The 8,108-nt window shown below is 65.8% G+C and carries 8 protein-coding genes; all 8 read left to right on the top strand.

The window, feature by feature from the left end:
* The first annotated feature begins 187 nt into the window (after positions 1 to 187).
* Positions 188 to 1,084 (top strand): dihydropteroate synthase, encoded by an 897-nt coding sequence (gene folP, locus H3005_RS20135; RefSeq protein ID WP_191078897.1) that lies wholly within the window; start codon positions 188 to 190, stop codon positions 1,082 to 1,084.
* Positions 1,084 to 2,037: a tRNA (adenosine(37)-N6)-dimethylallyltransferase MiaA gene (miaA, locus tag H3005_RS20130; protein WP_191078896.1), complete on the top strand. Its 954-nt coding sequence runs from the start codon at positions 1,084 to 1,086 to the stop codon at positions 2,035 to 2,037. The genes folP and miaA overlap by 1 nt, the downstream gene beginning before the upstream one ends.
* A gap of 95 nt (positions 2,038 to 2,132) precedes the next feature.
* Positions 2,133 to 2,408, top strand: coding sequence for an RNA chaperone Hfq (hfq, locus tag H3005_RS20125; RefSeq protein WP_025878916.1), 276 nt, complete (start codon positions 2,133 to 2,135; stop codon positions 2,406 to 2,408).
* Positions 2,409 to 2,422: 14 nt separating this feature from the next.
* Positions 2,423 to 3,733 carry a ribosome rescue GTPase HflX gene (hflX, locus tag H3005_RS20120; protein WP_089240267.1) on the top strand — a complete coding sequence of 437 codons (1,311 nt, stop codon included), beginning with the start codon at positions 2,423 to 2,425 and terminating at the stop codon, positions 3,731 to 3,733.
* A 103-nt stretch (positions 3,734 to 3,836) separates the two neighbouring features.
* Complete coding sequence (locus H3005_RS20115; protein ID WP_100552146.1) at positions 3,837 to 4,331, top strand: CinA family protein; 495 nt, start codon at positions 3,837 to 3,839, stop codon at positions 4,329 to 4,331.
* Positions 4,332 to 4,366: 35 nt separating this feature from the next.
* Positions 4,367 to 6,049, top strand: coding sequence for a 2-polyprenylphenol 6-hydroxylase (gene ubiB, locus H3005_RS20110; protein WP_191078895.1), 1,683 nt, complete (start codon positions 4,367 to 4,369; stop codon positions 6,047 to 6,049).
* Positions 6,050 to 6,187: 138 nt separating this feature from the next.
* On the top strand, positions 6,188 to 6,823 hold the full coding sequence (gene lexA / locus H3005_RS20105) for a transcriptional repressor LexA (protein WP_089240271.1): 636 nt from the start codon (positions 6,188 to 6,190) through the stop codon (positions 6,821 to 6,823).
* A 201-nt stretch (positions 6,824 to 7,024) separates the two neighbouring features.
* On the top strand, positions 7,025 to 8,062 hold the full coding sequence (gene recA, locus H3005_RS20100; protein ID WP_180167630.1) for a recombinase RecA: 1,038 nt from the start codon (positions 7,025 to 7,027) through the stop codon (positions 8,060 to 8,062).
* Positions 8,063 to 8,108: the final 46 nt, after the last annotated feature.

Below are 8,108 nucleotides of genomic sequence, written 5' to 3'. Positions count from 1 at the left end.
GTTGGAAGGCGCGCGACGAATGGGACCGCGCCGACAGCGTCGAGCGCATTGGTGGTGCGCTGGAAACCCACAGTGCCCCGCCATCCCACGGAATGCCGCTGTTGCTGTTGCTCCAGCCCTGGCCTCTGCGGGTGCAGGGCGCAGCCCTGCCGCCGTAAACTAACCTTCGTTGCCCGCAGGATCTGCCATGTTCGATATCTCTCCCCAGCTCGATTGCGCCGGTCGCATCCTGCGCCTGGACCGTGCCCGGGTCATGGGGATCGTCAACGTCACCCCGGATTCGTTCTCCGACGGCGGTGCCCATGACACCACCGAAGCGGCGGTCGCGCACGGCCTGAAGCTGGTGGAGGAGGGCGCCGACCTGCTCGATATCGGCGGCGAATCCACCCGCCCGGGCGCGGCGCCGGTGTCGATCGACGAAGAGCTGCGTCGTGTCGTCCCGGTCATCGAGCAGCTGGCGGCGCGCACATCGGTGCCGATCAGCATCGACACCTTCAAGCCGGAGGTGATGCGTGCCGCAGTGGCTGCAGGGGCCGGGATGATCAACGACATCTTCGGCCTGCGCCAGGATGGCGCGTTGGAGGCCGCGGCAGACACCGGCGTGCCAGTGGTGCTGATGCACATGCAGGGCGAGCCGGGCCACATGCAGGCCGACCCGCAGTACGACGATGTCGTCACCGAGGTGCATGGCTTCCTGGTGCAGCGCTTGTTCGCCGCCGAGATGGCCGGCATCGCCAGGAAGAATCTGCTGATCGATCTTGGCTTCGGCTTCGGCAAGAGCACCGCGCACAACATCACCCTGCTGGCCCGCGCCGAGCGCTTTCTCGAGCTGGGCGTGCCGATGCTGGCCGGGCTGTCGCGCAAACGCAGCCTGGGCGAGCTGACCGGTCGCGAGTCGCCGGCAGAGCGGGTCGCTGCATCCGTGGCCGCACACCTCATCGCCGTGCAGCGCGGTGCCCGCATCGTGCGCGTGCACGATGTGGCGGCGACGGTCGATGCCTTGAAGGTCTGGCAGGCGGTCGACGCGGTGCCCGCTGTCCGGGGGGATGCCAAGCCGACCCTTCGCTGGCCGGACGAAGACTGATGGCAGTCGATCAGCGGCCGCTGGCGATCGCCGTGATGGGCCCGACCGCCAGCGGCAAGACCGCCACCGCGATCGCGCTGGCGCAGCAGCTGGATGGTGAAATCGTCAGCGTCGATTCGGCACTGGTCTATCGCGGGCTGGATATCGGTTCGGCCAAGCCTGATGCCGGCGAACGCGCGCAGGCAGCGCACCACCTGCTGGACCTGCGCGATCCCTGGCAGACCTATTCGGCCGCCGAGTTCGCCGCCGATGCCGGCCGCGTGGTGGCCGACATCGTCGCCCGGGGCAAGACGCCGATTCTGGCCGGCGGCACGGGCCTGTACTTCCGTGCGCTGCTGGAGGGACTGTCGCCGATGCCGGAAGCAGACCCGGCGATGCGCGACGTGCTGAGCGCCGAGGCTGCCGAGCGTGGCTGGGCCGCCCTGCATGCCGAACTTGCCACCGTCGATCCCGCCGCCGCTGCACGCATCCATGCCACCGATCCGCAACGCATCCAGCGGGCGCTGGAGGTCTACCGCCTGACCGGCACGCCGATCAGTGAATGGCAGCGTCGCCCCGGCGTCGCCCCGTTGCCGGTGCGTACATTGAAGCTGATTCTGGCGCCGCGCGACCGCGCCGTGCTGCACCAGCGCATCGAGGCGCGCTTCGACGCCATGCTCGCCCAGGGCTTTCTCGATGAAGTGCGCGCGCTGCGTGCGTTGCCGGACATGCAGGCGGTCGCCACGCCGCTGGACCTGCCAGCCGTCCGCGCGGTCGGGTATCGCCAGGCCTGGGAGTACCTGGACGGCGAGGGGGACGAGGCCCGCTTCCGTGACAAGTCCATTTTCGCCACCCGGCAACTGGCCAAGCGCCAGCTGACCTGGCTGCGCGGCGAGCTTGATGCGCGCTGGTTCGACCCCCATATGGATGGGGAGCGCCTGGCAGGCGCGGTGTCGACCTTCGTTGCACGCTGAACCGACGCTGGCCGTGTACCATCATGGGCCGGCAAGCGGCTCGGGGGCCGCGGCAACCGCCGGCTACCAATAAGAACAATAATCAGGAGTGTGCAATGTCCAAGGGGCAATCGCTGCAGGATCCTTTCTTGAATGCACTGCGGCGCGAGCGCGTGCCGGTTTCGGTGTACCTGGTCAACGGCATCAAGCTGCAGGGCACGATCGAATCGTTCGATCAGTTCGTGGTCCTGCTGCGCAACACCGTCAGCCAGATGGTCTACAAGCACGCCATTTCCACCGTGGTGCCGGCGCGCAACGTCAAGGTCGGCCCGGGTGGTGGGTACGTGCAATCAGGTGAGGATGGTCAGGCGGGTGATGAAGCAGACGAATGATGTTGGAGCGGTGAATGTTTGACCGCTCGAAAAAGGGCGAACACGCCCTGTTGATCCAGCCGCATTTTGGCAAGCTGGAAGACGATGTGCTGGAAGAATTCGGTGATCTGGCCCGCTCGGCTGGGGCCAGCATCGCGGTGACCATCACCGCGCGCCTGGATCGCCCGAACCCATCGACCCTGCTCGGCAGCGGCAAGCTGGATGAGATCAAGGCCGCCGCCGAAGCAACCGGCGCAGACCTGATCCTGGTCAACCACGCGTTGAGCCCGGGTCAGGAACGCAATCTGGAACGTTTCCTGGAGCGCCGGGTTATCGACCGTACCGGTCTGATCCTGGACATCTTTGCCCAGCGTGCGCGCAGCCATGAAGGCAAGCTGCAGGTCGAGCTGGCCCAGCTGCGCCATATGGCGACACGGCTGGTGCGCGGCTGGACCCATCTGGAGCGCCAGCGTGGTGGTTCGATCGGCCTGCGCGGCCCGGGTGAAACCCAGCTGGAAACCGATCGTCGCCTGCTGCAGAAGCGGGTTGAACAGCTGCAGAAGCGGCTGGAAAAAGTCGAAGTACAGCGCACCCAGATGCGCCGTGCGCGTGTGCGCAGCGAGTTGCCGCGCGTGGCCCTGGTGGGCTACACCAATGCCGGCAAATCGACCTTGTTCAATGCGATGACCGGCGCCGAGGCCTATGCGGCTGACCAGTTGTTCGCGACCCTGGATCCGACCGTGCGCCGGATCGCCGTGCCCGGTGGCAACGTCGTCCTGGCCGATACGGTGGGTTTCGTACGCGACCTGCCGCATGACCTGGTGGCGGCCTTCCGCTCGACCCTGTCTGAAGCGCGGGAAGCGGATTTCCTGCTGCACCTTGTCGATGCCGCCGATCCGCACCGCGAGGAGCGCATCGCCCAGGTCGACGAAGTGCTGACCGCCGTCGGTGCTGGCGACCTGCCGCAGTTGCTGGTGTTCAACAAGATCGACCGCATCGAGGGTGCCGACGTTCGCCACGATGGCCAGGACGGCGTGCCGGATGAATCGCGGCGTGAGCGGGTGTGGATTTCCGCACGCGACGGGCAGGGCATCGAGCTGCTGCAGGCCGTGCTCGGCAAGCGCTTGGGTCTGCAGCACGTCACCGGCGAGCTGCGCCTGCCGCCCAGTGCCGGCCGTCTGCGCGCGCGCCTGCACCAGCTGGAAGTGGTCCGCAGTGAACAGGCCGATGAAGAAGGCTGGCTGTTGCAGGTCGATCTTCCCATCGCCGAGGCCGAGAAGCTGGCGGCCAGCGCCGATGGCGAGCCGATCCGGGCCCTGCTGCCGGAAAAGCTGCCCGAATGGTGAGGTAGTGCCGGCCGCTGGCCGGCAGTTCCTGCGGCCCCGTGCCGCGACACCACCTTGCGATCTGCGGTACAACGTGCAGGTTCTTCACCTTTCAGCTACCCCGATGTCCTTCCCGACCGACACCGAACTCAACGCCCAGGCCGCTGCGCTGGGCCAGCGCCTGCAGCAGGCTTCGCTGCAGCTGGTGACTGCTGAAAGCTGCAGCGGTGGCTGGATCGCCAAGTGCATGACCGACATCGCCGGTTCCTCGGCGTTCTTCGACTGTGGCATGGTGGTTTACAGCTACGAAGCCAAGCAGCGCCTGCTCGGCGTGCGCGCGCAGACGTTGGAGCAGTTCGGTGCGGTCAGCCGCGAAGCCGTGCTGGAGATGGTGTCCGGGGCGCTGGTCAATTCCGGCGCCGGCATCGCGGTGGCAGTGACCGGTATCGCAGGGCCGGGCGGTGGCAGCCCGGACAAGCCGGTCGGCAGTGTCTGGATCGGCTGGAAGCGCCGCGGCGGCTATGCCCGTGCCGAATTGTTCCAGTTCGACGGTGACCGTGAAGCCATCCGCCGGCAAACCGTAGCGGCGGCATTGCACGGTATCGACGCCCAGCTGTGACATGCTGCTCCGGCAATCAACCGGAGTAGGCAACGATGTGGGAGACGCTGGGCACTGTCCGTGACCTTGGTCGGCTGCAGGAAATCGCCGCCGTCCTGATCCGCTACGGCTTCGGCGACGTCGTGCGGCGCATCGGCCTGGCCACGGTGCTGGAACGTACCGGCCGCCTGCTGCACTGGAACGAGGAACGGCAGGAAATGCTGCGGATGACTGCGCCGGTACGCGTGCGCAGCGCCCTGCAGGATCTCGGGCCGACCTTCGTGAAGCTGGGCCAGGTGCTCGCCACCCGCGTCGACCTGCTGCCGCCGGACTGGATCGCCGAACTCTCCGAGCTGCAGAACGCGGTCCCTGCATTGCCCTACGAGAAGATCCGCGACCAGTTGGAGGCCGACCTCGGTGCACCGCCGTCGCAGGTGTTCGCCTTCCTTGATGAAACCCCGATGGCCGCTGCTTCATTGGCCCAGGCCCATCGTGCGCGGCTGCGCGATGGCCGCGAAGTGGTGTTGAAGGTGCGTCGTCCCGGTATCCGTGACGTGGTTGAAGCCGATCTGCGATTGCTGGCACGGCTGGCCGAGATCGTCGAAGCCCGCCTGCCGGATCTGCGCCGCTACCGGCCCGCCGAGGTGGTGCAGCAGTTCACCGTGTCGCTGCGGCGCGAGCTGGATTTCGCCGCGGAGTGCCGCAATGCCGAGCGCATCGCACGCAACTTCGAAGGGCGGGACGACATCCTGATTCCGGCGGTGCACTGGCAATGGACCTGCGAAAGCCTGAACGTGCAGGACTTCGTCGACGGCATTGCGGGACGTGATCTGGCCGGTGTCGATGCGGCCGGACTCGACCGCCGTGAACTGGCCGGGCGTGGTGCCGACATCGTATTGAAGATGGTGCTGGAGGACGGCAGTTTCCACGCCGATCCGCACCCGGGCAACATCATCTACCTGCGCGATGGCCGCATCGGTGTGATCGATTTCGGCATGGTCGGCGCCTTGTCGGAGGTGCGCCGCTTCCAGGTCGCGCAGCTGCTGCATGGTCTGGTGGAACAGGACCCGCAGGGCGTGGCCGATGTGCTGCTGGACTGGGCGGGTGGCGTGGAAGTGGACGAGAACCGGTTGCAGCACGACATCAGCCTGTTCGTCGACCAGTACCGTGGCGTGCCGCTGAAGGACCTGCGGATCGGCCTGATGCTGGGCGACATCACCCAGCTGCTGCGCAGCTACAACCTGACCCTGCCGGCAGATCTGGCATTGATGATCAAGGCCTTCCTGACCCTGGAGGGCATGGGCCGCCAGCTCGACCCGGACTTCGACATGGCCAGCGCAGCACGCCCGTTCCTGGAGCGGGTGGTACTGCAGCGCTATGCGCCGCGGGCGCTGTTCAAGCGTGGCCGCCGCAGTCTGCTGGGCATGATCGACTTTGCCGGTGAACTGCCGCGGGATCTGCGCAAGCTGGTGCAGGCTGCGCGCCGGGGCCGCCTGCAGCTGAAGGTCGAGACCAGCGCGCTGCAGGGCTTCGGCGACCAGGTCAATCGCGCCGCGAACCGGATGGTGATGGGCATCGTCACTGCGGCCCTGATCATCGGTTCTTCGATCGTGATGCACAGCGTAGGCGGCGTCTCCAGCCGTTGGCTGCTGGCGCTGGGCGTGTGCGGTTTCATCGGCGCAGGGTTCTGCGGGGTGTGGATCCTGTTCTCGATCTGGCGCAGCGGCAAGCACACGTAGTGTGCCTGCCGCGGCGGTTCCCACCAGGAACCGCGGAATCGCGCAGCGATTCCTGTAGAGCCGACCGCTGGTCGACTGCTTTCGCCTTGTCGCTCCCGGCACTTGCAGTCCCAGGCGTTAGTAGTAATACTACTAATCATGGACCTGACCGACACCCAGCAGGCGATCCTGCAGTTGATCGCCGAGCGTATCGAGAGCGAAGGGGCGCCCCCTTCGCAGACTGAAATCGCACGTGCCTTCGGCTTCAAGGGGGTGCGAGCAGCGCAGTACCACCTGGAGGCGCTGGAGCAGGCCGGGGCGATCCGCCGCGTACCTGGCCAGGCACGCGGCATCCGCTTGGTGCAGGCACCACCGGTGGAGAAGGTTGCCGAGCCGGGCCTGCCCGACAGCGTCCTGCGCCTGCCGATCCTGGGACGGGTCGCGGCGGGTCTGCCGATCGGCGCCGACATCGGCTCGGATGATTTCGTGGTGCTGGACCGGGTGTTCTTCTCGCCGGCGCCGGACTACCTGCTGAAGGTGCAGGGCGACTCGATGATCGACGAAGGCATCTTCGATGGCGACCTGATCGGTGTGCACCGCACTCGTGACGCCCATTCGGGGCAGATCGTGGTGGCCCGCATCGATGACGAGATCACCGTCAAGCTGTTGAAGATCGCCAAGGACCGGATCCGGTTGCTGCCGCGCAATCCCGATTACAAACCGATCGACGTGCTTCCTGACCAGGATTTCTCGATCGAGGGCCTGTACTGCGGGCTGCTGCGACCGAACCGTTGACGATTCACCCTGCAATTCCCGCGGTCTTTTGTGGCGATTCTCTGGTTCTGCTGAGGTTGGTACGGATGTCCGATAATTTTTTTCCGAACGCCGGGCAGAATCTCAGCCTGTGCGATACGCCAGCCTTAAAGTGAACCCATGGCCAAGAAGACTTCCAAAGACAGCACCTCCAACGACGTGACCTCTGCAAGGACCAATCCGATGGACGAGAACAAGAAGCGCGCCCTCGCTGCAGCTCTGGGCCAGATCGAAAAGCAGTTCGGCAAGGGCTCGGTGATGCGCATGGGCGACCGTGTGGTCGAGCCCGTCGAGGCGATTCCGACCGGTTCTCTGATGCTGGATATCGCACTGGGCATTGGTGGCCTGCCCAAGGGCCGCGTGGTTGAAATCTACGGACCGGAATCCTCCGGCAAGACCACGTTGACCCTGCAGGCCATTGCCGAGTGCCAGAAGCTGGGCGGTACGGCCGCCTTCATCGATGCCGAGCACGCGCTGGACCCGATCTACGCAGGCAAACTGGGCGTCAACGTTGACGATCTGCTGCTGTCGCAGCCGGATACCGGTGAGCAGGCGCTTGAAATCGCCGACATGCTGGTCCGCTCCGGCTCGGTCGACATCCTGGTGGTCGACTCGGTGGCCGCATTGACCCCGAAGGCTGAAATCGAAGGCGAGATGGGCGACCAGCTGCCAGGTCTGCAGGCCCGTCTGATGAGCCAGGCACTGCGCAAGCTGACCGGCAACATCAAGCGTTCCAATACGCTGGTGGTATTCATCAACCAGCTGCGTCACAAGATCGGCGTGATGATGCCGGGCCAGAGCCCGGAAGTGACCACCGGCGGCAACGCGCTGAAGTTCTACGCTTCGGTGCGCCTGGACATTCGTCGTATCGGTGCGATCAAGAAGGGCGACGAGATCATCGGCAACCAGACCAAGATCAAGGTCGTCAAGAACAAGCTGGCTCCGCCGTTCAAGCAGGTCATCACCGAGATCCTGTACGGCGAGGGCATCAGCCGTGAAGGCGAACTGATCGATATGGGCGTGGAGGCCAAGCTGGTCGAGAAGGCCGGTGCCTGGTACAGCTACGGTGAAGAGCGCATCGGCCAGGGCAAGGACAACGCCCGTGGCTATCTGCGCGACAACCCGCAGGTTGCGGCCAAGCTCGAGGCCGAGCTGCGCGAAAAGTTCCAGCCGACCGAAGCCGTCCGTGAGGAAGGCGAAGACGAAGGCGACGACGAGTAAGGCTTGCTGTGGGGCAGGGCGGCGCCGTCAGTGACGTCGCCCTGTC

Source organism: Stenotrophomonas sp. Br8, assembly GCF_014763005.1.
Lineage (GTDB): Bacteria > Pseudomonadota > Gammaproteobacteria > Xanthomonadales > Xanthomonadaceae > Stenotrophomonas > Stenotrophomonas lactitubi.
This window is presented reverse-complemented; position numbering and strand designations above follow the sequence as displayed.